Here is a 22,355-nt window from a genome sequence, read left to right on the forward strand (position 1 = left end):
GACCTGGACGATCACCACGCCGCTGGCGAGGACGAACAGGGCAAGCAGGAACACCCAGTAGGTGGCGTTCTGGCTGGCGGGAATGAACATCAGGCAGCCGACCATCATGGTCAAAAGGCCGGCCACCGCGCCGCGCATGTAACCCAGCTTCTTGACCAGTTTGGCCCCCGGGATGCCGATCACGAGATAGGCGGCGAAGAAGCAGAACTGCACCAGCATGGCCTGCGTGTAGTTGAGCGTGAACAGCTCCTTCAGCTTGGGGATGATGACATCGTTCAGGGACGTGATGCCGCCGAAGATGAAGAACAGGCCGAAGACGAAATAGTTGAGACCCGGCGCCTTGATCCCTTCACCATCCTCGACAACCGCCGCAGGATCCGTGCGCGCTGCAACATCAGGGGCCAGTGCCATCTCTACATTCCTCCCAGGTGTCGGGGCTCAATGACGCCCGACATTGATCTTATCTTTGCGCTGTTTGCCAGTCTTTCGGCACTACACAAAGTGAATACGATTTCGTTTCCTCAGAACGAGCAAGGGGTGCCTTCTGCGACATCTTCACGTGTGATGCTCGAGATCCGGAACGTAATGTCGCCTTCGGTCTCAAAACGGATGCGATTGCCGAGGCCCGGCGCGCAGGCATCGGTAATCAACATCTCGCGCCACCCCTTGCCCAGTGCGAGAGCGAAATGGTCAGTCAGGTTCACCACCGCATCTTCACCCACGCGCAGGGCGACCGGTGCGGCCGGGCGTGTGACGACCTCGTAAGCAATGCGATAGGCCCCGCCGCTGTCGCGATCCTGCCTGAGACCGAAGCGCGAGCCGGCACGCATATAGACTTCCCGCGCATCTTCCTGGGCGTCACGGTCATATCCGCGCACCGTCACTCCAGCGTCGGTCAGGTCTCCGCGCATCTGGGCGAGATATTCGCCTTCGCCTTCGACATTGGGCTTGACCGCAAAGGCGAATGTGCCGTCGGCCAGCCGCCCTGCTTCAAACAATGCACGCGTCGGCCCGGCCAGGAGAGGCGCGCAATCTTCATCAAGCTGTGCGGTCGGAGAGGTGTCGGCAAGAGCACGACCATAGCCCACCGGGAATAGCGCACCATCAGGACCGTTGAGGGGCCCGAAGTCACAGGTCGCAGGCCAGCTGAAGCCCAGCTTGCCTGTAGCAGGCGTCGCGCCTGTCAAAACATCGGCGACACCTGCGCCTTCGCTCCCCGGCAGCCAAGATGCGACGAAAGCGTCAGCCGCATTCATTTCGCGGTTTACCCACATCGGACGACCGGAAAGGAACACGGCCACCGTAGGCACGCCTTCCGCCTTGAACTTACGCAGCAGACCTAGGCCTTCCTCATCCGTGAAGCCGAGGTGTTTACGGTCCCCTGCAAATTCGGCGTAAGGTTCCTCGCCGAAGACGACGACAGCGGCATCGGGCTTGGAGGAGTACTGGCCGTCCGGCGATAACGTAGCGCTGCCGCCGCCTTCCTTCACGGCCGTTTCCAGGCCCTTCCAGATCGAAGTGGCGCCGGGGAAATAGCTGTTGTCGAGATCGCCTCCGCCCTGCCAGGTGAGCGTCCAACCGCCCGAAGCCCGAGCGATATCGTCTGCCGCGCTGCCCGCGACCAGAATGTTCGCGCCGTTCTTGAGCGGCAGGATCCCGTTGTTCTTCAGCACGACCTGCGACTTCGCGACGGCTTCGCGGGCGATTGCACGATGATCGGCAGAGCCAAGCAGAGCATAATCGCCGGCATTTGGCCGCTTGGACGGCTGAACCATGTCCCCAAGCAGACCTGCCCTCATTTTAACACGCAGGATGCGGGTAACCGCCTCGTCAAGCCGGGCCATCGGGATCGTGCCGTCCTTGACCTGCGCCACGGTGGTTTCGAGCAGGCCCTTCCAGTCGTCGGGAACCATGTAGATGTCCAGACCGGCCAGCAGCGACTGCGGGCAATCGGTGTTGGTGCAACCTGCGACCTGGCCATGGCCATTCCAATCGCCGACGACGAGCCCATCGAAGCCGAGTTCGCCGCGCAGGACATCGGTCAGCAGCGACTTGTTGCCATGCATCTTTTCGCCGTTGATCGAATTGAAGCTGGCCATGATCGTTTCCACACCGGCAGCGATGGCTGCCGGGTAGGGCGCGGCGTGGATCCCCTTCAACGCTTCGATATCGCCGGTGACTTCACCCTGATCTACACCCTGATCGGTGCCGCCATCACCGAAAAAGTGTTTCGCCGTAGCAATCACATGCCCCGCGCCGAGACGGTTCGGGTCGCCCTTGCGACCCTGGAGGCCTTCGACCAGCGCTGCGCCCAGGGGCGCGACGATTGCCGGATCCTCGGAGTAGCTTTCGTAGGTGCGACCCCACCGGTCATCCTGAGCGACGGCGATCGTGGGAGAGAAGTTCCAGTCGATCCCGGTGACCTCGATTTCCACTGCGGTCGCTTCGCCGACGCGGCGAACGAGGTCGGCATCGCGCGTGGCGCCGAGCGCAATGTTGTGAGGGAAGATCGTGGCGCGGATTATATTGGTATGGCCATGAACGGCATCGGTGCCCCACATGGTCGGAATGACAGGTTCGCCGCCTGGCATCGGCTCGACGGAGGCAAGATACATCTCGTCAGCGAGTTTGAGCCATTCACTCGCTTCGGCGTATTCGTTGCCATAAGGCCCGCCATTGCCGCCATTCAGATAGCTGCCGAACCGATAGCGGCGCATGTCTTCTGCGGTGAAACTGTTGATCTGGGGTTGTATCAGCTGAGCAACCTTGCGTTCGACGCTCATGCGCGAAATCAGGTCTGCTATGCGGGCATCTTCGCTCGTGTCCGTGGCTTGAGCCACCGGAAGATTTTCAACACCGGATTGCGGCACGGTGCATCCAGCCAGAGCAACACAGGCAGCGGAGGCCCACAAGAACGCTTTCATAATCTATCCCCTCGCGATCCCGATTTGTTTGGGAACGTTATCAATTGAGGAACTGGCACGGGCCGAATGGAAGGTCAAGCAGCTAGGCGCGGGGAAGAGTGATCAACAGGACGCAGGCGATCATACAGAGCGCTGCAAGCAGCATGAAGAGAGCCGCGAAGCCGAACACCGGTACGAGAGCAAGAGTGAGCCAGGGCATTATCAGGGACGGCACGGTGTTGGTCAGATTGAACAGGCCCAGATCCCTTCCGCGGGTTCGCGGTCTGGGAAGTACTCGCAGCGTCTGGCTGGAATGCAGAGCAAGGAAGATGCTGGTCGAGAGGCCGAATACGACATAGCCAACGACCGCTACGGCCATGCTGTCGGAAAAGGCCATGATCAGGAGGCCGAGGCTCCCTACGCCGGCTCCAAGGACCAGGGGCAAGATCGGCCGTTGGCTACGATCGGACCAGCGACCCACAAACATCGCAAGCGGCACCGATATACCGAGGACGAGGCTGAAGATCGTGGCCGTGTCATTGTCGGTAGTCGTCTCATCAATGGCGATGAACCAGAACAGCAGAAACGCAAAGAGAGCCGCCTCGGCAATCTGCACCAGCAGGCGGGCCAGCCACATGCGGGCGACCGTAGTGTGCGGCTGCGAGGCGACTGCCTCTTCTGTCTCCGGCTTCTGCATGAGTTGCGGCATGGGCAAGGGGCGGGCAAAGAGTAGAGCTGGGCCGACCATAAGGGCAACGAGAATTGCGACCAGCACCAGGCGCGTGTCCTGTGCGGCCAGACCGGGAACTGTCACCAATGCGCCGGACAATGCCCCAAGGGCCGGTGACAGGGCGAGCAGACCCCCGAGCAACCCTTTTTGATGGTCGGGAACACAGTCCCCGGCCCAAGCGGCAAGGGGGGCGAGCATCATGTTCAATGCGCATTGCCAAATGACGATCATTGCCACGAGTGCTGGCACGGTTTGCATGAATTGCATCGAAACCAGCAGGAGCGAGGACAAGACGAGTCCGCCGGCTATCCACGGGCGGCGCACCCCGGTTCGATCGCTGATCCAGCCGAAGGCGATGTTGGTGATGCTCGCCGCGATCGCCCCGGCAAAGGCGGCGTAGGCAAGCGATTGTATCTCCTGGCCTTCGGCAATGGCGTTCATTCGCAGGGGGAGCATGATGGTCAGAAACGGCACATAGGCCACAGCTCCGCCAGCGGCTGCCAAGGCATACAGCCAAAGGAAGCGAGCTGGCTGTCCCTGTTTGAAATCTTCAGGCACGAGCACCTGCAGCCACGCGCGCAGTGGAGCCGCGCACGACCAGTTCACCCTCGAGGACCACCGGTTCGGAGGGATGGCCATTTTTCTTAACGTCGATCAACAGCTCGACCGCTCGCGCTGCGGTGGCCGAAATCGGTTGGTCCAGCGCAGTCAGCGGTGGGTTGCTGAAGCGAACGATCGGCGTGTTGTCGAAGCTTATGACGGAAAGATCTTTGGGTACGTTGAGCCCGCGTTCCTTTGCGGCTTCGAGCGTGGCCAGAGCCATCTGATCGCTACTGGCGATAATTGCCGTCGGCTTGATATCCCCATCGAGCAGAGCGCGCGCTGCGGCAAGTCCGCTCTCGAAACCGAAATCCCCTCGTTCGAGAAGGCCATCGCAATCGAATTCGGCATTGGCCATAGCCTCGCGCCAGCCATCGACACGCCAGTTCGTCAGGCTGTATTCGGCGGGTCCGGAAATAAAGCCGATGCGCGTATGACCGAGTTCGATCAGGTGGTCGGTCGCCTTGCCGGCCAGCAGTTCGTCGCCCATGGTCATGGCGATGCCGGGGCCAGCCTCCTTGGAGCCGATCCGGGCGAACGGGATACCGCTTTCCGCCAGCAAGCCTGTGATCTGCGCGTTCTCCGAGTGCGGCGGCGTGACTATCACCCCGTCCGGCTGCAAGGCGGCAATGGCCGCGCCGAGTTCGCGTTCGACATGGTCGCTATGCGTATCGACCAGTTCGAAAATCATTCGATAGCCGAGCTCTGCAGCAGTCAGCATGCCGCCTAACAGCATCTGGTCCACCCAGTCCCGCCCGTCACGCGCTTTCCAGTCCGCAATGGTGCGGTCTCGGTCGTTGATGGCCAGAATCAGATAGGAACGCGACCCGCTCATTCGCTGGGCGGCGATCGACGGAACATAGCCGAGCTTTTCGATACTGGCCTGAACCTTTGCCTTCATGGCAGGCCGTACATTTGGCTCGTTATTGATGACGCGACTGACCGTCTGCAGGGACACTCCTGCATCCGCTGCAACGTGTTTGATGGTGACTGATTGACGCCGCCGGCCCATGTTATCGGTAACCCCTCGAGTATTTTCTGGCTAATACGACGCCGCGTGAGTTGGAAGGCTGCTTTCAGGCAGCAGCGACCTCTTTTACCCCGCAAAATTGCGCGACATAGGTGTGATGGGCAGGGAGACCTTGCACCGTACGCGCAACATTGGTGCGGAGCATCTCGAGAAACTTCGAAAGTTCCTCGTCGCTCATTTTCTTCGCCACAGGATGAAAAGCCTGAGGCAGGATGCCTTGGCCGAGCATCACCTGAACCCAGCTGTTCTCGACAAAGAGCTCGTCGTTTTTGCGGAACACGCGCCCGGTTTCGCGGAACAGTTCCATCTTCTGGGTAAGGCTATCGGGAATGTCCATCGTTGCGCATTGACGCCAGAACGTGCTGTCGCGCCTGTCGGTGGCTTTGTAATGCAGGATCAGGAAGTCGCGGACCTGTATCATATCGGTAAGTTGCTGATCATTGAATTCGGCGATGTCGCGTTCACTCACCTCGCCGGCAGGCATCATGCGCAGGAGGCGGATCACTGCACGCTGGATCAAGTGGATGCTCGTCGATTCCAGCGGTTCGAGAAAACCTGAAGAAAGCCCGATGGCGATGCAATTGCGATGCCACTGCTTGCGCCTGGCTCCGGTGGTGAACGGGATTGCACGAGGTTCGCTGATCGCCTTGCCTTCGAGGGTCGACATCAGTCGATCATGTGCGGCATCTTTGGACAAGTATCGACTACAATAGACAATTCCATTGCCGCCGCGGTGCTGCAATGGAATGCGCCACTGCCATCCCGCATCGTGCGCGATAGCGCGTGTGTAGGGCACGGGAGACGCAGATAATTCCGTCTGCACGGCAATCGCGCTGTCGCACGGCAGGTGATGAGACCAATCATCGTAGCCAACGTGCAGCGCACCTTCGATTAGCAAGCTTCGGAAACCAGTACAGTCGACGAAAATATCGCCTTCCAACCGCTGTCCGTTCTCCAAGCCGATCGCAGCGATATTCCCGCTTTCACCGTCGAGTTCGACGTGCGCAATCTTTCCTTCAACTCTGCTCGCGCCGGCACCTTCGGCAATCCGGCGAAGGAAGGCGGCGTAGGCGGTCGCATTGAGGTGATAGGCATAGTTCAATCGGTTGTCGGGCAAATGCGCGAACTTTCCGGCATATGCCGCGCACAGTTCGAGGCAATAGTCATCATAACTGTAGTCGTGCCCGCGCAGCAGCCCTTCGCCCCAGAAATGCTGGAATCCAGCCGACCAGTGATCGCGTCCTGTTGAACCGAAAGAATGGAAGTATTTCTCGCCGTCGCGCTTCCAGTTCTCGAACTCGATGCCGAGTTTGAACGTCGCCTGCGTCTCGCGCATGAACTCGGCTTCGTTGATGCCAAGCAGACGGTTGAAGTTGATAAGTGGTGGGATGGTTGCTTCGCCCACTCCGACTGTTCCGATCGCATCGCTTTCGACGAGTGTCAGATCAATCGCTTCTCCCATCGTTTTTGCCAGCGCGGCCGCAGTCATCCAGCCTGCGGTGCCGCCGCCAGCCACTACAATGCGCCGGGGCTTATAGTCGCTGCTCATCGATTGAGGGTCCTCAAAAGAAACGCCCGGATCTGACCAGCTGTTCTGGATGTCAGCGGCGACAAGATGCCTCGGGCTTGTTCGGGTATGTGATCTGTTACTTCGGCGGGATTCTCGAACACATAATGATCGAACAACTTCCGCCAGAAATTCCGTTCTTCGCGTGGCAGATCCCGGATGGCGAGAATTGCGTGGTTAAGGGCCTCTTGTGGCTGACCCAGGAACGCGGGCGTATCGCGCCACCAATAATTCACCAGAACATTGAATGGGTCGAGGCCCTCTACATGATGCCACCACATCGAGGGGATGTAGACTGCATCGCCAGGTTCAAGTTCGACGACTTGAGCATATCTTAAAGCTTCTGCGAACCGAGGATGAGCATCGAAATCGGGCGCGTGAAAATCCACCATGCTGACCGCCCGCCCTGCGGGTGTGTTTTCAAGTGGACCGACGTAGAGGTTCTCAAACTGCTCAGGCGGAAAGATGGTAAACCGTCGCCGACCAACTGCGCAACACGCAAGGTTGCGCGGGAAGTCGTTGTGGGCGGCAATTCTCGTGGCGGTGCCTATCCAAATGCTGTGGAGCGGGTCGCGGTCATCGACTGGCGACAGGTTGTCTTCAACGAGACCGTCGAAAAATAGCTTCATGTCGACCGACGTGAGATAGATCGCAGGAGCGTCCGAGCGACCTTCGTTGTCGTCAAAGCCGCGGAAAATATCAGGTAACTTCCCACGTGCGGTGCGGAAGTTCATCTCGAAATCGTCATCGTAGAACAGGCGACCGTCACGCCCAGGTTGTCCGATCGTGACCATGAACGGAACGGGACGGGCCCGTTCGAGCAGGTATTCCCGCGCCTCGTGCGCAGAGTTCAGCCCGCACGTTACGAGAGGCCAATCCTTTACCAGCCCTCGCACGACAAATGGTTGCGGGTCGTCGTCAAGCAGGGCCGAAAGCGCGGCAGCGTCTGGCACCTCGCGGCTCTCGACGTGCTCCATCTGCGCGAAAATAGAGGGAGCGGCTTCAGCCACGATCCTCCTTTGCATTCTTCCGGACGACCAGTTCGGTCAGGTTGGAGAGAGATGCGACAGCCATGAATATCGGCATCAGATATCCGTCGGCTTGAAGTGCTCCAAGCGCATCGGCGTCCATCGAACGCAGCTTATCTTCATTTATCATGTGGAAGCCGACAAGCGACTGTTTCGATCCGTTTGAAAGAGGCACCTCAAAGACGAACGGTTCGAGCAAGTCATATCGCGCCAGCGCTTCAAAGAAGTGTTTGGACGTTTCATAGCCAGCGTGGAGCAAACCCAGCTTTTCCGACATATCATCCAGTAAAGGCGTCGCCTGTCCGTGCTCGTCGAAAACCCGCGTTCCTTCCTCGCCGATTGCTATGCGGGGATGGTCCATATCGATGTGAACCTGCGCGTCACCGCCCTCATCCCGACTGCGACCTATGAGAAAAGGGCGGACGGAGATTGATAGCGGGATGTACCGGGCGTCCCAGGCATCCTCGCCAAGGAACAGGTTCTCGCCATTTTCAAAACCGAAGAGGGCTAACGCACTGAACTCGTCGCTTTCCGCATCGCGGCGGAACACAATCGGATAATGCGCCTGAACTTGCCGAAACTCCTGAGGAACAACCAGAGCGACCATGACAGCATCGCCGAGCGTACTGCCTGCTTCGGTACGCACGCGCAGTTCCGCATGATCGGCAGTGTTCAGAACTTCGTGGTTAGTCATTGTCTGGTCGGTACCCCTCGTGCCGAATTCTTGTCCATCGATGAGCACAGTGCATTGAAATAGGCCCGGTTGGAAGGCAGCGCCGCGCTTAGCGCACGACTACGTTCGGCGACCTTCGCGAACTGTCGTTGTACCTCGCTGCTCGGCGCACTGCTGATGTCCGCTGGCTGCGGGAAACGCATGCCGTAAAGCACATATTGGTGGCTCGCCGCTGAGAAAATCTCGTCGATCTGTGGGAAGTCGCCGCTGGATGGCGCATGATCACGCCACAGATCGAGGTGGGCAGCAAGGGAGGAGGGTATGGTAGCGGGATCGCGGTGAGCCTGCCAATATGGTTCCGTCCGGGTACTGAGAACATAGTGGAGCTTGAGAAAGTCCACGATCCGCTCCCAGCGATAACGGAACAGGCTGTTGAAGCGATCTGCGAGCCGGGGAAGCGCTGCGCGGCTTTGCGGATAGCCGTCGGCCAAGGCTTTCAGCGACAATTCGATCAGTACGATGGCCGACGCTTCGAGCGGTTCGATAAACCCTGCCGAAAGACCAATTGCCAAGCAGTTGCCTGCCCAGAACTTCTCGCGATAGCCGGTGGAGAACTTGAGCCCGCGCGGAGTAAGAGCCGCCTGCTCGGCGCCGGCTATCTTGGCACCGACATAGTTCATCAAAATGGCTTGGGCCTCGTCATCTGAGAGAAAACGAGACGAGTAGACACAGCCCACACCGCGGCGGGTCGGCAAGCCGATATCCCATAACCAACCGGCCCGATGCGCCGTGCCGATTGTTTGTGATGCGATCGCGCTATCAGGCACGACTGGGACCTGAACTGCAAGAGCGCGATCGTTGAACGAAACGTCGGACCGGTCGACCCAGCCAATCCCGAGTTCCTCGCCCATCAACTTGCTGGCCATTCCGGTGCAATCGATAAAGAAGTCGCCCTCGATTGCTGAGCCATTATCAAGCAGCAACCGAGTAAATAGCCCATCTACTCCCCGCTCGGTACGCTTCACCTTCCCATGCACATGACGAACACCAAGCCTTTTTACAGCGTGACTGGCAAGCAATGCGCCGAACTTGCCTGCGTCGAGGTGGTAGCCGTAATTGAGCGCTCCGGCGAAGGGAGGCATAGTTCGCTGCCGGGGGGCGAGGTCGCGGTTGCAGATTGCGCCTTGCGGGCTCACCGCCTCGGCATAGGGTTGCCCGTCATTCTGCATCTTCCAGGCCGTCAGAATGTCCGGCATGGAGCCCGAAAGCGGGGCGGAGAAGGGATGGTAATAGCAGTCGCGCTCGGAGCCATCGACCCATCCGTCGAAGCGGGAGCCTTGCTTGAACGAAGCGTCGCATTCCGTGAGGAACTCGGTCTCATCGATCCCGATAACGGCCAATGTCTCGCGTAGCGTTGGCCAGCTTCCCTCGCCCACACCGACCGTCGGGATGTCCGGCGCTTCGATCAAAGTAATTGCGAGTTCCGGCCGCCTGGCAGCCAGGATGCAAGCGGACAGCCATCCGGCCGTTCCCCCGCCTACAATCACCAGATTAATAAATTCGTCTGACATCCATCTGGTCCATAACCTTGCTTATCTGCGGTGCCAAAAGAGCCGCACTGCTTGCTGGCAGTGCGGCTCTCCTAACATTCGAATACGAAGGACGTCGCCTCCGCTTTCGATTACCACGTAAAGCGCAGGCCAGCGGTATAGCGGGCGTGGCCCGGAGCGGCAAAGTAAACCGCCTGATCGGCGCGGCGATGACCGCGGCGATCTTCATTGAGCAAGTTGATCGCCTCACCGAAAATCGTCACGCCATTGCTGAACTCGTAGCTCGCGCTGGCGTCGACTTGACCGTAGGCTTCGACATAGAACGGATCGAAGCCGTATCCGGACAGGAATTCGTCGCGCCAGTTGTAAGCTACGCGGGCCTGGAGGCCACCCTTGTCATAATACAGGACAGCGTTGGCGCTATCCGACACGCCTGTCACAGCGAACTGAGGCTCGGTGTAGCGCAGGGTGTTGTCGTAGTCCGTGTCGCTCTTCACGATCGTATAGTTCAGGATAACGCCGAAGCCCGTCTCCCAAAAGCTATGCTGCACTGCGAATTCGAAACCGTCGAGAGTCGCCGACTGATCGCTGTTGAAGGGCTGGGTCAGTGTAAACACCAGTTCCGGATCGCCAGGCTGGCCCAGCAGACCAACCGGGTCGCCATCGGCGTCGAACGTCACCACTTCTGGATTGTTCGCAGCGGCATAAGCCAGAATTTCAGCAAAGGTAGCGTCGTCGCCCAAAGCTGCGCGAGCTGCTTGAGCAACGGCTCCCTGGCTGGGGTTCGTCAGACCGAAGGCTGTGGTCTGCGTTGTCGCGTTAGCGATGAAGTTGCTGACGCTTTTCCGGAAATAGCCCACGGAAACGTAGCTTGCCGGGGCATAGAACCATTCAGCCGAAAGGTCGATGTTCTTCGATTTGTACGGAAGCAGGTTCGGGTTGCCCGAACCGCCGGTGCTGCCACCATTGGGACGAGCCGGCGAGTTCACGGTCAGCCCGCCATTCAGGCTGGCATAGTCCGGCCGCGTAATCGTATGGCTATATGATGCCCGGAGCACGACATCGTTGATCGGCGATATGTCGAAATCGACGGCAGGCAACCAGTTGTTGTACTTGCCTGCAAACGTGGTGAACCCGGCTGCTCCGCCATCATAGCGAACAGCGATTTCGTTTTCAGACGACTGCTCGGTACCGGTAGGAATGGGAACGAGCGCCGACGACTTCACGTCGGTTGTTTCATACCGCAATCCCAGACGGAGATGCGCTTCGTCCGCCATAAGGTCGAAAGTGTGAAGCGACTGGACGAACGGAGCGAGCGTCTTTTCACGCAGGCGACGATCGACCGAATACTCGGCGAGACATCCCTCCCCAAGTGGAACGCCTACGAACGGATCGGAACAGATACCGATGCTGGATTCGAGCAGATCGATCAGTTGTTCGGTGGCGATATTGTAATAGGTAGGGATGATGTTCGGACTGTCCGCGCCGTTCATCCCTTGAAGGTCTTCTGACGTGCTGCGCGGAGTGAAGAAATCGTCCGGCGTTTCGTCTGCGCTCAGCGTTCCGCCCCAGGTTTCATTCTGGAGGAAGCCGTAAGCCGTGCGAACCTTGTTATCGGTGAAGGTGACTCCAAAGTCGAGGCTTTCGATGAAGCTGTCGTCGAAGTCATATCCACCACGCAGGGACGCCTCGATGATCCGGTCCTTCATATAGGCATTGCGGAATGCGTTGCCGGAAGGACGAATGTTCGAGGCATCGATCTCCGATCCCGGATACATGTTAACGGAGATCACCGGCAGGTCGGTCGTGAAATCGACAGTCTGGCTCTGCACGCCGAAGATCGATGTGCCCACTGCGACGTTGCTGCCGTAAGGGGAGGTCGGCTTCGATTCAGCCGTCGAATAGTGCGCATCCAACACCCACCGCATGCCGCTCGGATGATTCCATTCGAGATTGGTGCCGATTGAATGATTGATGTTGCGGTTGGCCGCCACAGCCCCGGTGATTGCCAGATCTTTTCCGTTATTGCCGACGGCAGGCTCGGGCGGAGCGAAGACTTCCGAATAGAAGTTTGGTCCAGCGACCGGGCCGTCGGTCCAGCTACTGCTGGTTTGATCATGGTTGAACCATACACCGATACTGCTGGTACGCGCATCGATGGTGTTCTGAGAGAATGTATAGTCGAGGGTTGCCGTGAACTGGTCGGATGGCTGGAATTGCAGCACGGCCTGGCCGTTGATGCGTTCACGATCGATGTCGGTAAAGTCGTAAGCCGCGTTCTGCGGGACCTGATAGATATCGTCGCCTTCGGGACGGTTTTCGATGTTATCGAAACGTGGGTCGCCCGGCATCGCGAGCGAGCCCCAGTTTCCTTCGGTGGCGAGATAGCCTTCGCGCCATTCACCGACCGAGAATTGCGACAGGCTCGCCTTGCGGCGCTGATATGAGCCGGTCACCAGAACGCCGATTGTATCGTCTGCAAAGGTCTTGCTGATGATGCCGGAAACTTCCGGAGTGATTTTCGTGTCCTCGAACGTGTAGTCCAGCACACCCTTGACGCCGATGCTTCCCTGGAAGCCAGGACGGTCCAGAGGACGCGGCGTCTTGATATTGATGACCGAGCCAATCCCGCCGGTTGGCAGGGACGCGCGCCCCGATTTGTAAACTTCCACTCCCGCGACGCCTTCAGATGCGAGGTTCGCGAAATCGAAGGAACGCGATGCCGGCGCAGAGCAGCAATCGCCCAGCGTGGAGGCGGGCATCTGGCGACCATTGAGAAGCACGAGGTTGAAATCCGGTCCGAAACCACGGACGGTCACTCGCGAACCTTCGCCATTTTGACGGTCGATCGAAACACCGGTGATGCGCTGGAGCGATTCAGCCAGGTTCGTATCGGGGAATTTACCGATGTCTTCAGCGCTGATCGCGTCGACCACGCCGACAGCATTGCGCTTGATATTCATCGCATCTTGCAAACTGGCACGAATGCCCGAAACGATGATGACATCGCCCTCGTCTTGCGAAATTTCATCCGAAGTTTCGTCGCCAGCGGTCGCATCCTGCGCCATGGCGAGCGGAGCGCTGGCGCCCATTGCGGCAACCGAGGCGCCGGCCAGAAATTGGACGAGCGAAGGCTTGCGCTTCAAATTCATGCTGATTCTCCTCCCAATTCGTACGCATGCCACGCACGAAACACTCTTATGTGAACGTTCACCTATTTGATAACGTTCACTTGGTCAATTCTTCTAGGAAGGCGGCGCTGGAAAAAGGCGGAAATGTTGCAAAGATGTTGCAGCTTTCATGGGATGGAATTTACGCGGATATCGGCTTCAGCTGTTGCCGAAGAGGCAGTGCAAGGTTAGCTGAGCGACGATGTTCGAACCCAAGGCTTTCCGCGACGCATTAGGTAGCTTCGTTACCGGCGTAACGATCGTGACTGCGAGAGACGCGGAAGGGCGGCCTTTCGGCCTGACGGCGAACAGTTTTAATTCGGTGAGCCTCGATCCCCCGATGGTGCTGTGGAGCCTGTCGCTCAAGTCGGGCTCACTGCCGGTATTTCGCGATGCCGAAAGCTGGGCGGTTCACGTTCTTGCCGCAGACCAGCAATCCATGTCAGACCGGTTTGCGCGCCCGGGCGAAGACAAGTTCGCCGGCATGGATAGTGCCGATGGGCCGGAAGGCGCGCCGCTCTTGAATGGCTATGCCGCACGTTTCGGTTGCCGCGCGCGGTTCGAATATGAAGGCGGCGATCATGCGATCTTTCTTGGCGAAGTGGTGGATTTCGACCGGCGTGAGGCCGAACCGCTGATCTATCACGGCGGCCAGTACGGAAGAGTGATGCGTTCGCCGACCGGTGACGATCTGGAGAGGGAAGGCCTGGCCGAAAGGCTGGGTGGTGAGCTTTCCCTTACGACGAGCGGCAAGGAATTGCTCGAGGCTCTCGAAGCCTTGGCGAAGCGCTAGACTCATCGGCTGCACACCGATACCCGTTGCGAAAAGCAACTAGGGAAGATGCAGGCTATGAAAACCCGTATTACTGAAATGTTCGGAATCGAACACCCGATCATCCAGGGCGGGATGCACTACGTTGGCTTGGCAGAGATGGCAGCGGCTGTCTCGAACGCCGGTGGGCTCGGCATAATTACGGGTTTGACACAGGGCACGCCCGAAAAGCTCGCCAACGAAATAGCCCGCTGCAAAGACATGACGGACAAGCCCTTCGGTGTGAATCTGACATTTCTCCCCACCGTGAATGCCCCGGATTACCCTGGGCTCGTTCGGGTCATCATCGAGGGCGGCGTAAAAATCGTCGAGACCGCGGGCAACAATCCGCAGCAGGTGCTTCCCTTCTTCAAGGATGCAGGCGTCAAGGTGATCCACAAATGCACCAGCGTGCGGCATAGCCTCAAGGCACAGTCGATCGGATGCGATGCTGTTTCGGTCGACGGGTTCGAATGCGGAGGTCACCCTGGCGAGGACGACATTCCGAACATGATCCTGCTTCCGCGCGCGGCAGACGAACTGGAAATTCCCTTCGTGGCCAGTGGCGGTATGGCCGATGCGCGCAGCCTCGTCGCCAGCCTGGCCATGGGTGCCGACGGAATGAACATGGGCACGCGCTTCATCGCGACGAAAGAAGCGCCGGTGCATGAGAATGTAAAAAAGGCGATTGTTGCTGCGAGCGAGCTCGACACGCGCCTCGTCATGCGGCCGTTGCGCAATACCGAGCGGGTGATGACCAACGATGCTGTCGAACGGCTGCTGGAGAAAGAACGGAAGCTGGGCGCGGATCTGAAATTCGAAGACATCATCGAAGAAGTGGCGGGGGTCTACCCGCGCATCATGACCGAAGGAGACATGGACGCTGGCGCGTGGTCATGCGGCATGGTGGCTGGACTGATCGACGATATTCCCACCTGCAAGGAACTGATCGACGGCATCATGGCGGAAGCGGAGAGCCTGATCCGCCAGCGCCTCACTGGCTTGCTGGCCGCCTGAAGGGGAGAACGACGATGCTCGATACAAGCCAGCGCACCGCGTATAACGAAGATCACGAGGCCTTTCGCGATACTGTGCGCAAGGTGTTTGCGGAGCACATGACCCCCTATCTCGACCAGCATGAGGAAGAGGGAATTGTACCCCGCTCAGCATGGAAGGCCTTGGGCGAGGCGGGGATGCTGTGCCCGACCGTCAAGGAAGAGAATGGCGGCCTGGGTCTCGATTTCGGCTTCAATTGTGTGTTGTGCGAGGAGTTGTCCTATCTCGGCAGTTCGGCCGGCTTCACCCTTCAGAACGACATCACCGCCAATTACATCGAACGCCTCGGCACGGATGAACAGCGCGCCAAATATCTGCCTGGCATGGTGTCGGGCGACGTCATTTCCGCAATTGCCATGACCGAACCGGGGGCCGGGAGCGATCTGCAGGGCATTCGCACGACTGCGATCAAAGATGGCAACCATCTGGTCGTCAACGGGTCCAAGACTTATATCACCAATGGGCAGAATGCCGATGTGATCATCGTCGTCGCCAAGACCGATCCCTCGCAGGGCGCGAGGGGCACCACGCTGGTGTTGGTGGACGCTGACACTCCGGGCTTCGAGCGTGGGCGCAATCTCGACAAGATCGGGCAGCATTCTGCGGATACGTCCGAGCTGTTCTTCAACGACTGCCGCGTGCCGATGACCAATATACTGGGTGGCGAAGGAAGAGGCTTCGTGCACCTTATGGAAGAGCTTCCGCAGGAGCGCCTTGGTATCGCTGTCGGCGCACAGGCGGCGGCACAGCGCGCTTTCGACGAAGCGGTGAAATTCACCAAGGATCGCAAAGCTTTCGGCAAGACCGTGTTCGAATTCCAGAACACCAAATTCGTCCTCGCAGACCTCAAGGCCAAGCTGCAAGTCGGCTGGGCGCATCTCGACTGGGCGATCAGGAAACACCTCGTCGGCGAGCTGACGACGGATGAGGCGAGCGCGGCGAAATTGTGGCATACGGACTTGCAGTGGGAGGCTTGCGACAAGGCGCTGCAACTGCATGGCGGGGCGGGGTACATGAACGAATACGCCATCGCCCGCCTGTGGCGCGATGCGCGCGTTACGCGCATTTTCGGCGGCACGAACGAGATCATGAAGGAAGTGATCAGCCGGTCGATCTAAGGAGCGAAGAGTGGCTGAACCGCTTGATTTCACGGGCAAAACCATTCTCGTCATCGGCGGGTCGAGTGGTATCGGAAATGGCATTGCGCATGGCTTCCTAAGCCGCGGCGGGCATGTCCATGTCACCGGCACACGCGCGGCGGAGGAGTATGCGGCCGAGGAGGGCAGCGATCTTCGCGGCCTCCATTTCCATCGCTTCGACGCCACAAAGCATGTCAATCATACGTATGATCTGAGCCGAACACTGCCCCGAACACTCGATGTCGTGGTCCTGTGTCAGGGTACCGTTCGGTACGGGCGCGAAGAGTTCGAGCGCGAGGGCTGGGACGTGGTGATGGCAGTCAATCTCAATTCGCTGATGGACTGCGCGCGCATGGTGCGGCCCATGCTGGCCGAGCGCGGCGGATCGCTGATCGTGGTCAGTTCGGTGGGCGCCTATCACGCGATGATCGGAAACCCGGCCTATGCAGCGAGCAAGGCGGGAGCCGTCAGCCTCGTCGGCAGTCTGGCGCAGGCATGGGCGGGCGAGGGCATTCGCGTAAACGGTATCGCGCCCGGCCTGGTGCCTACCAAGCTCACCAAGGTCACCACCGACAACGAGGAGCGGGTAGCAGGTGCCGTCGCGCGGATACCCGCCGGCCGCATGGGCACGCCGCAGGACATGGCAGGCGCTGCACTGTTTCTCGCCTCGCCGCTTGCAGATTACATCGTCGGCCAGACCATCCGCGTGGATGGCGGCATGACGCTTTCCTGAAAGGAAGAGAGATTATGGAATACGTCAATCTCGGCCCCTCGGGCCTCAAGGTTTCGCGCCTCTGCCTCGGCTGCATGAGCTATGGCGATACCAGCCGCGGCTGGCATGGGGACTGGGTGCTCGATCAGGACCAGTCGCGTCCCTTCATTCGCGAGGCGATGGAAGCGGGGATCAATTTTTTCGATACCGCGAACATGTATTCGCTCGGCGCATCGGAAGAAGTGGTCGGCAAGCTGCTGCCCGAATTTGCCAAGCGGGACGAGATCGTGCTGGCGACCAAGGCCTTCATGCCCTGGCGGCAGGCGCCCAATGCCGGCGGCCTTTCGCGCAAGGCGCTGATGCAGGCAATCGACGACAGCCTGACCCGGTTGAACATGGATTATGTCGACCTGTTCCAGATCCACCGCTGGGACAAGGACACGCCGATCGAGGAAACGATGGAGGCGCTCCACGACATCGTGAAGGCGGGCAAGGCCCGCTATATCGGCGCGTCGTCCATGTGGGCATGGCAATTCGCCAAGGCGCAGGAGGTCGCCAGGGCGAATGGCTGGACACGTTTCATCTCCATGCAGAACCACGTCAATCTGCTCTACCGCGAGGAAGAGCGCGAGATGCTGCCGCTATGCGCGGATCAGGGCGTCGGCATCATTCCGTGGAGCCCGCTGGCCCGCGGGAAGCTTGCGCGAAGCTGGGACGAAACCACCGTGCGCAGCGAAACCGACGGCTTCGGCAAGACGCTGTACCGGCAGCAGGAAGAAGCGGACCGCGCCATCGTGGAGGCCGTGGGTGCAATTGCAGAGGAGCGCGGCGTCTCTCGCGCGACGGTGGCGCTGGCCTGGCATTTCGCCAAGGGCGTGACGGCGCCGATCGTCGGGGCGACCAAGCCGGGACACATCGCCGCCGCAGTTGCGGCCATGGATCTGGGCCTGACCGAAGACGAGGTCGCGCGGCTTGAAGCGCCATATCTGCCCAAGAGCCCCGTCGGCGTCGAAACCACGGTCCCGCGCAACTGGTCGCTATCGGTCGCGGGCACGTAGGAAGCGTAACCGGCGCAAAGTGTTACAATCGCGCCGAACGGGTCACAAACTAGTCACATGAGTGCGCCATCGCACCCCCGACAGGGTGGGATGAAAACCGCGTGCGCACGATCAATATTTTCCTGACCGATCCGATTGCAGGGGAGCTCCCCGATTTCGAAAATGGCGAGATGCGCTATGCTTTCGCCCGCCTGTATTCCGATGGCCCGAGACGGCTGGTCGAAGGGCCGGTCTGCGCTTTCGTCGACTGGGTGATGGAAGACCTTTCGGGTCTGGAGATGTGTCGCCGTCTGCGCGGAGACCCGCGTCTCGACGAAGCGCATATCACCATCGTGCTCGAACAGGATGATGCAGACGACAAACGCCGCGCCCTGCGCGCCGGGGCGGACGATTATCTGGTCGGCCCGGTCGATCGCACAACGATCCTGGACCGGGTCATGGCGTTGCAGGGCGGTATCGGGCAGCCGCGGATCAACGAACGGCTGGAACTGGGCGCGCTACTAGTCGATCTTGCAGCCCTGCAGGCGCGCTGGGCGGGACAACCACTGAACCTGCGGCCGAACGAATTCCGCCTTCTGCATTTCTTCGCCCAGCATCCCGACCGCGTGCTGACCCGCACCGATCTGATCGAAGCCCTCGGCAAACAGGAACCGCCGATCGACGAGCGCACCGTGGACGTCTGGATCGGTCGCCTGCGCCGCGCCCTGCGGATCGTCGGGGCAGGCGAGCGGGTACGCACCGTCCGTTCGCTGGGCTATGTTTACGACAGCTACGAATGAAGCGGGCTGGTGAGCCAGCGACGTGAGGCATTTCCGGAGCGACGACGGGAAGACTGCCCGCCGACTGCGCTTTGAAGAACCAGCTTTGACCGATTAAATTCAAATTGCCACTTTAACGTTCTTACCTGCGCGGCGAACGAAGACGCTGGTCGCCGGACCGATCTGCTGGACGTCCAGATCGACGCTCGCTTCGCCGCAGGCCAGCCCGTCGAGCGACAGGTTGGACAAAAAGGCGGGCAGGCTCGGCTTGTCGAACCGGACTGCGTCAGGCGCGCAAACGTTAAGCCCGAGCGCAGCCTGGATCATGTACATCGGCGCGCCGCTTGCCCAGGCCTGCGGTGCGCAAGCCACGGGGTAGAGCGTGGGGCCGCGGCCATGGCGGCGACCGAAGCCGCAGAACAGTTCGGGAAAGCGCTGCTGGTCGAAATAGAAGGTCGCTTCGAACAGGGCACCGAAGACCCTGGCGACCGCATCCTGCAAGCCGTAACGGGAAAAACCCGCTGCGATCAGGGCGTTGTCATGCGGCCAGATCGAACCGTTGTGATAACTTATCGGATTGTAGCGGCTTTCCCCGCGCGCGAGCGTCCTGATGCCCCAACCGGAGAAGCAATCAGGCTCCAGTAGACGCGCCGCCACCGCTTCCGCGTGGCGCTGCGTGGCAATACCGGTCAGGAGAGCATGGCCCGCATTGGAGGACACGACGCGGCATGGTTGCTTGTCGCCATCGAGCGCAAGGATATAGCATCCAAGCTCCTCATCGAAAAATGTGGCATTGAAGCGCTGCTTCAGATCGGATGCTTTTGCGCGCCATTCCCTTGCCGCCGCACGGTCGCCACGGGCCTTCGAGATGTCGGCCATGGCCCGCCAGGCGCCATAGACATAGGCCTGCATTTCGACGAGCGCGATCGGCCCTTCGGCCAGCCTTCCATCGGCATGAGAGATCGCATCGTGGCTGTCCTTCCAGCCCTGGTTGCGCAAGCCATTCTGGTTTCGACGGCCATATTCGAAGAAGCCGTCACCATCGCGATCGCCTGCATTTTCGATCCATGCGCAAGCTGACTCGAGGTGGGGCCACAGCGTTTCGATGCTTTCCCTGTCGCCCGTGCGGCGAAAATACTCGCCCGCAAGGAAGATGAACAAGGGGGTGGAATCGACGCTGCCGTAATAATGGCGAAAGGGAACTTCGCCGGTATTGGCCATTTCGTTGAGCCTGGTTTCGTGCAGGATTTTACCCGGCTCCGCATCGGCTGCCGGGTCATCTGCAACTGCCTGCAATTCGGCCAGCCGGAGCAGGGTCCCACGAGCCAGGGAAGGATCGTACCAGAGCATTTCCAGCGCGGTCACGAGGGAATCCCGCCCGAACAGGGTGCAATACCATGGAATGCCGGCATATGCCGCAGGCCCCTGCGGCGTCTGGGTGGTCAGCGTCGTCACATCTGCGATGCTGCGCGCCATCATCGCATCGAAAGAGGTATTGGAAGAGACGATCGAGGGACGTCCGACCAGCGCATCGCGGCGCCCCCGGCGCAGTGCCCGGTAACCTTCGAGATATGCGCGCGTGGGATTTTCGTTCTCATGGTCGGTAAAGGCGATCTGGGTGTAAAAAACCTTCCGCTCGCCCGGCGCAAGGCTCACATCGAAACGCACCTTGTGGTCGCTGATGAAATCCGGCTTCGGAGCGAAACTGATAGCGGTCCGACGCTCGATATCGTCGAGCCCGGTATAACGATATTCGACTCCATCCGGGGTGCAGCGGGGTTGGGCATGGGTTCCGCGCCGCTCGCGCTTGTCGCCGCGCACTTCGAACATGTCGCGAAAATCCGCGCCCAGGGTCAGTTCGATGCTGAAACTGTGCGCACACTGGTCAAAGTTTCGTACCGAAAGCCGTTCGAACGCGCTGCCTTCGTGCAGAAACTTGACCCGCCCGAAATGCAGGACGTCATTGGGTATGCGTTGGCCGGTTCGGTTGGTCAGGCTGGAATTGGTCAGATCGACGATCAGGGCGTCGACCCGGTCATCCAGCGCCGATCCCAGAAGCATGGGATAGGTGCCGCAGATCGTGAGGCGCCAGAAAGAAAGTTGCCGCGTATCGCGAAAGTAGACCCCTTCGGGCGTGGCTTCGGCGCCGACTACGTCGCCGTGGGTATCGAATAGCGCGAAGGAATCGCCGTGCTTGACGGCGCGAAGTTCCTGTTCCTGAATCGACGTCGATGATTGCACCTGGTGCTGCCCATCGAGAACGACCGTACCGTTTTCTAACAAGATTTATCTGCCCTCCTTTTCACTTCAGGCAGCCGTATCGAGCGCAGGCGGCGGTGCTGCGCGGAAGGAACCGTGACGCAGCGCATCCGGAAAGACATCGACGGTATTGGTGGCGCGCAAATTCTGGTGCCTGGCGATCTGCTGTTCGAACATCTGCACGTAATCGTCGGCCATGCGGCGGACCGTGAAGCGTCGTTCGAAATAGTCCCGAACCTTCGCCCGGTCGAAAGCGAACACCTCGTCCACGGCTGCAACGGCGTCATCCATCGTGTCGACGATCCGGCCGCTCACCTTGTCCTGCATCACTTCGGGTACCGAGCCGTTTCTCCAGGCGATAACGGGCGTGCCGCAGGACATGGCTTCGATCATCACCAGACCGAAGGGTTCGGGCCAGTCGATCGGGAACAGCAGCGCGCCTGCGCCGCCCAGCAATTCCGCCTTCTGCGCTTCGTTCACTTCGCCGATATATTCGATGTTGTCGTGCGCTTCGACCAGAGGGCGGATTTCCGCGTCCCAATAGGCCTGGTCCACCGCGTCGATCTTGGCCGCCATCTTGAGCGGCCGACCGCTTCGCACCGCTATCTCGATCGCCCGGTCGGGTCGCTTTTCCGGCGAAATACGACCGAGGAATACCAGATAATCGCCGCCGTCCTTGTCGTAGGGCAGCATCTGGTCCGGGAGACCGTGATAGACGGTGTCGATCCAGTTTACCGGGGGCATCGGCATACGCTGGTTCTGCGAGATGGAAACGAGAGGAACCTGCGAGAATGTACGATAGCAGGTCTGCAGGTCCGGAATGTCCAGCCGCCCATGCAACGTCGTGACCGTCGGCGTGTCCCAGGTGAGGATGGCGGGATAGTGAAACAGGTCGATGTGAAAATGTACGATGTCGAAATCGCTGAGCCGCCGCCGCACGCGTTCCACCATGCTGAGATGATGCGGCACGAGGTTCTGCGCCCCGTCGACCAGCCTGAGCGCCTGAGGGACGCACGGCACCAACTCGGCGCTGGTCCGGGAATCGCCCGAGGCGAAAAGGGTGACATCATGCCCCATGCTGACCAGTTCTTCGGTCAGGAAGTGCACGATCCTTTCGGTTCCACCGTATAATTTTGGGGGGCAACTTTCCGCAAGCGGAGCGATTTGGGCTATGCGCATGAAGACCCTTTCAAAGCGTCACAGTCCAAACGGAAATTCCGACATTCCAGCTCGCGGCTCCCGGCTTTTAGCGATAGAAGGGGCGGAGGGTGCGACGGAAGGAATAATGCAGCCCGTAATGTAGTTGGGCGC

The 22,355-nt window shown here is 59.7% G+C and carries 16 protein-coding genes and 1 pseudogene; 6 read left to right on the forward strand and 11 right to left on the reverse strand.

What is annotated here, in order from left to right; genetic code table 11:
• The 9 genes and pseudogenes from AC13F2_RS06020 to AC13F2_RS06060 all read right to left on the reverse strand — a co-directional run.
• Positions 1-411 (reverse strand): annotated as a pseudogene (locus AC13F2_RS06020) (glucose/galactose MFS transporter); the annotation flags it as partial.
• 110 nt (positions 412-521) lie between these two features.
• Positions 522-2,924, reverse strand: coding sequence for a glycoside hydrolase family 3 protein (locus tag AC13F2_RS06025; RefSeq protein ID WP_482963976.1), 2,403 nt, complete (start codon positions 2,922-2,924; stop codon positions 522-524).
• Between the two features lie 82 nt (positions 2,925-3,006).
• Positions 3,007-4,191 carry an MFS transporter gene (locus AC13F2_RS06030; protein WP_482963975.1) on the reverse strand — a complete coding sequence of 395 codons (1,185 nt, stop codon included), beginning with the start codon at positions 4,189-4,191 and terminating at the stop codon, positions 3,007-3,009.
• A complete protein-coding gene (locus tag AC13F2_RS06035; RefSeq protein WP_482963974.1) occupies positions 4,184-5,245 on the reverse strand; it encodes a LacI family DNA-binding transcriptional regulator in 1,062 nt (353 codons plus the stop codon). Before AC13F2_RS06035 ends, AC13F2_RS06030 begins: the two co-directional genes overlap by 8 nt.
• A 64-nt stretch (positions 5,246-5,309) precedes the next feature.
• Positions 5,310-6,812, reverse strand: a complete 1,503-nt coding sequence (locus tag AC13F2_RS06040; protein ID WP_482963973.1) for a tryptophan halogenase family protein — start codon at positions 6,810-6,812, stop codon at positions 5,310-5,312.
• Entirely contained in the window at positions 6,809-7,840 is a 1,032-nt protein-coding gene (locus AC13F2_RS06045; RefSeq protein ID WP_482963972.1) for a cupin-like domain-containing protein, read from the reverse strand. Before AC13F2_RS06045 ends, AC13F2_RS06040 begins: the two co-directional genes overlap by 4 nt.
• The gene (locus AC13F2_RS06050; protein WP_482963971.1) at positions 7,833-8,552 is read right to left on the reverse strand and encodes a SapC family protein; all 720 of its coding nucleotides are present in this window, start codon (positions 8,550-8,552) and stop codon (positions 7,833-7,835) included. The genes AC13F2_RS06045 and AC13F2_RS06050 overlap by 8 nt, the downstream gene beginning before the upstream one ends.
• Positions 8,549-10,102: a tryptophan halogenase family protein gene (locus tag AC13F2_RS06055; protein WP_482963970.1), complete on the reverse strand. Its 1,554-nt coding sequence runs from the start codon at positions 10,100-10,102 to the stop codon at positions 8,549-8,551. Before AC13F2_RS06055 ends, AC13F2_RS06050 begins: the two co-directional genes overlap by 4 nt.
• 110 nt (positions 10,103-10,212) lie before the next feature.
• Entirely contained in the window at positions 10,213-13,233 is a 3,021-nt protein-coding gene (locus AC13F2_RS06060; RefSeq protein ID WP_375246764.1) for a TonB-dependent receptor, read from the reverse strand.
• Between the two features lie 220 nt (positions 13,234-13,453).
• On the opposite strand from AC13F2_RS06060, the gene AC13F2_RS06065 reads away from it, so the two are divergent.
• The 6 genes from AC13F2_RS06065 to AC13F2_RS06090 all read left to right on the forward strand — a co-directional run bounded on the left by AC13F2_RS06065 (position 13,454) and on the right by AC13F2_RS06090 (position 18,806).
• A complete protein-coding gene (locus AC13F2_RS06065) occupies positions 13,454-14,044 on the forward strand; it encodes a flavin reductase family protein (RefSeq protein ID WP_222827909.1) in 591 nt (196 codons plus the stop codon).
• Positions 14,045-14,101: 57 nt separating this feature from the next.
• Positions 14,102-15,079, forward strand: coding sequence for an NAD(P)H-dependent flavin oxidoreductase (locus AC13F2_RS06070; RefSeq protein WP_103024153.1), 978 nt, complete (start codon positions 14,102-14,104; stop codon positions 15,077-15,079).
• 14 nt (positions 15,080-15,093) lie between these two features.
• Positions 15,094-16,236: an acyl-CoA dehydrogenase family protein gene (locus AC13F2_RS06075; RefSeq protein WP_482963969.1), complete on the forward strand. Its 1,143-nt coding sequence runs from the start codon at positions 15,094-15,096 to the stop codon at positions 16,234-16,236.
• A gap of 10 nt (positions 16,237-16,246) precedes the next feature.
• The gene (locus AC13F2_RS06080; protein ID WP_482963968.1) at positions 16,247-16,990 is read left to right on the forward strand and encodes an SDR family NAD(P)-dependent oxidoreductase; all 744 of its coding nucleotides are present in this window, start codon (positions 16,247-16,249) and stop codon (positions 16,988-16,990) included.
• Positions 16,991-17,004: 14 nt separating this feature from the next.
• Positions 17,005-18,027, forward strand: coding sequence for an aldo/keto reductase (locus tag AC13F2_RS06085; protein ID WP_482963967.1), 1,023 nt, complete (start codon positions 17,005-17,007; stop codon positions 18,025-18,027).
• A 101-nt stretch (positions 18,028-18,128) separates the two neighbouring features.
• Positions 18,129-18,806 carry a response regulator transcription factor gene (locus AC13F2_RS06090; RefSeq protein ID WP_103024157.1) on the forward strand — a complete coding sequence of 226 codons (678 nt, stop codon included), beginning with the start codon at positions 18,129-18,131 and terminating at the stop codon, positions 18,804-18,806.
• Positions 18,807-18,905: 99 nt separating this feature from the next.
• Here the strand turns inward: AC13F2_RS06090 and AC13F2_RS06095 are convergent, their stop codons facing one another.
• Together AC13F2_RS06095 and AC13F2_RS06100 are read right to left on the reverse strand one after the other, a co-directional pair.
• Positions 18,906-21,068 carry an amylo-alpha-1,6-glucosidase gene (locus AC13F2_RS06095; RefSeq protein ID WP_482963966.1) on the reverse strand — a complete coding sequence of 721 codons (2,163 nt, stop codon included), beginning with the start codon at positions 21,066-21,068 and terminating at the stop codon, positions 18,906-18,908.
• Between the two features lie 24 nt (positions 21,069-21,092).
• A complete protein-coding gene (locus tag AC13F2_RS06100; RefSeq protein WP_196847833.1) occupies positions 21,093-22,223 on the reverse strand; it encodes a glycosyltransferase family 4 protein in 1,131 nt (376 codons plus the stop codon).
• Between the last annotated feature and the right edge of the window lie 132 nt (positions 22,224-22,355).

This window comes from Qipengyuania sp. L-5Y (assembly GCF_056859455.1).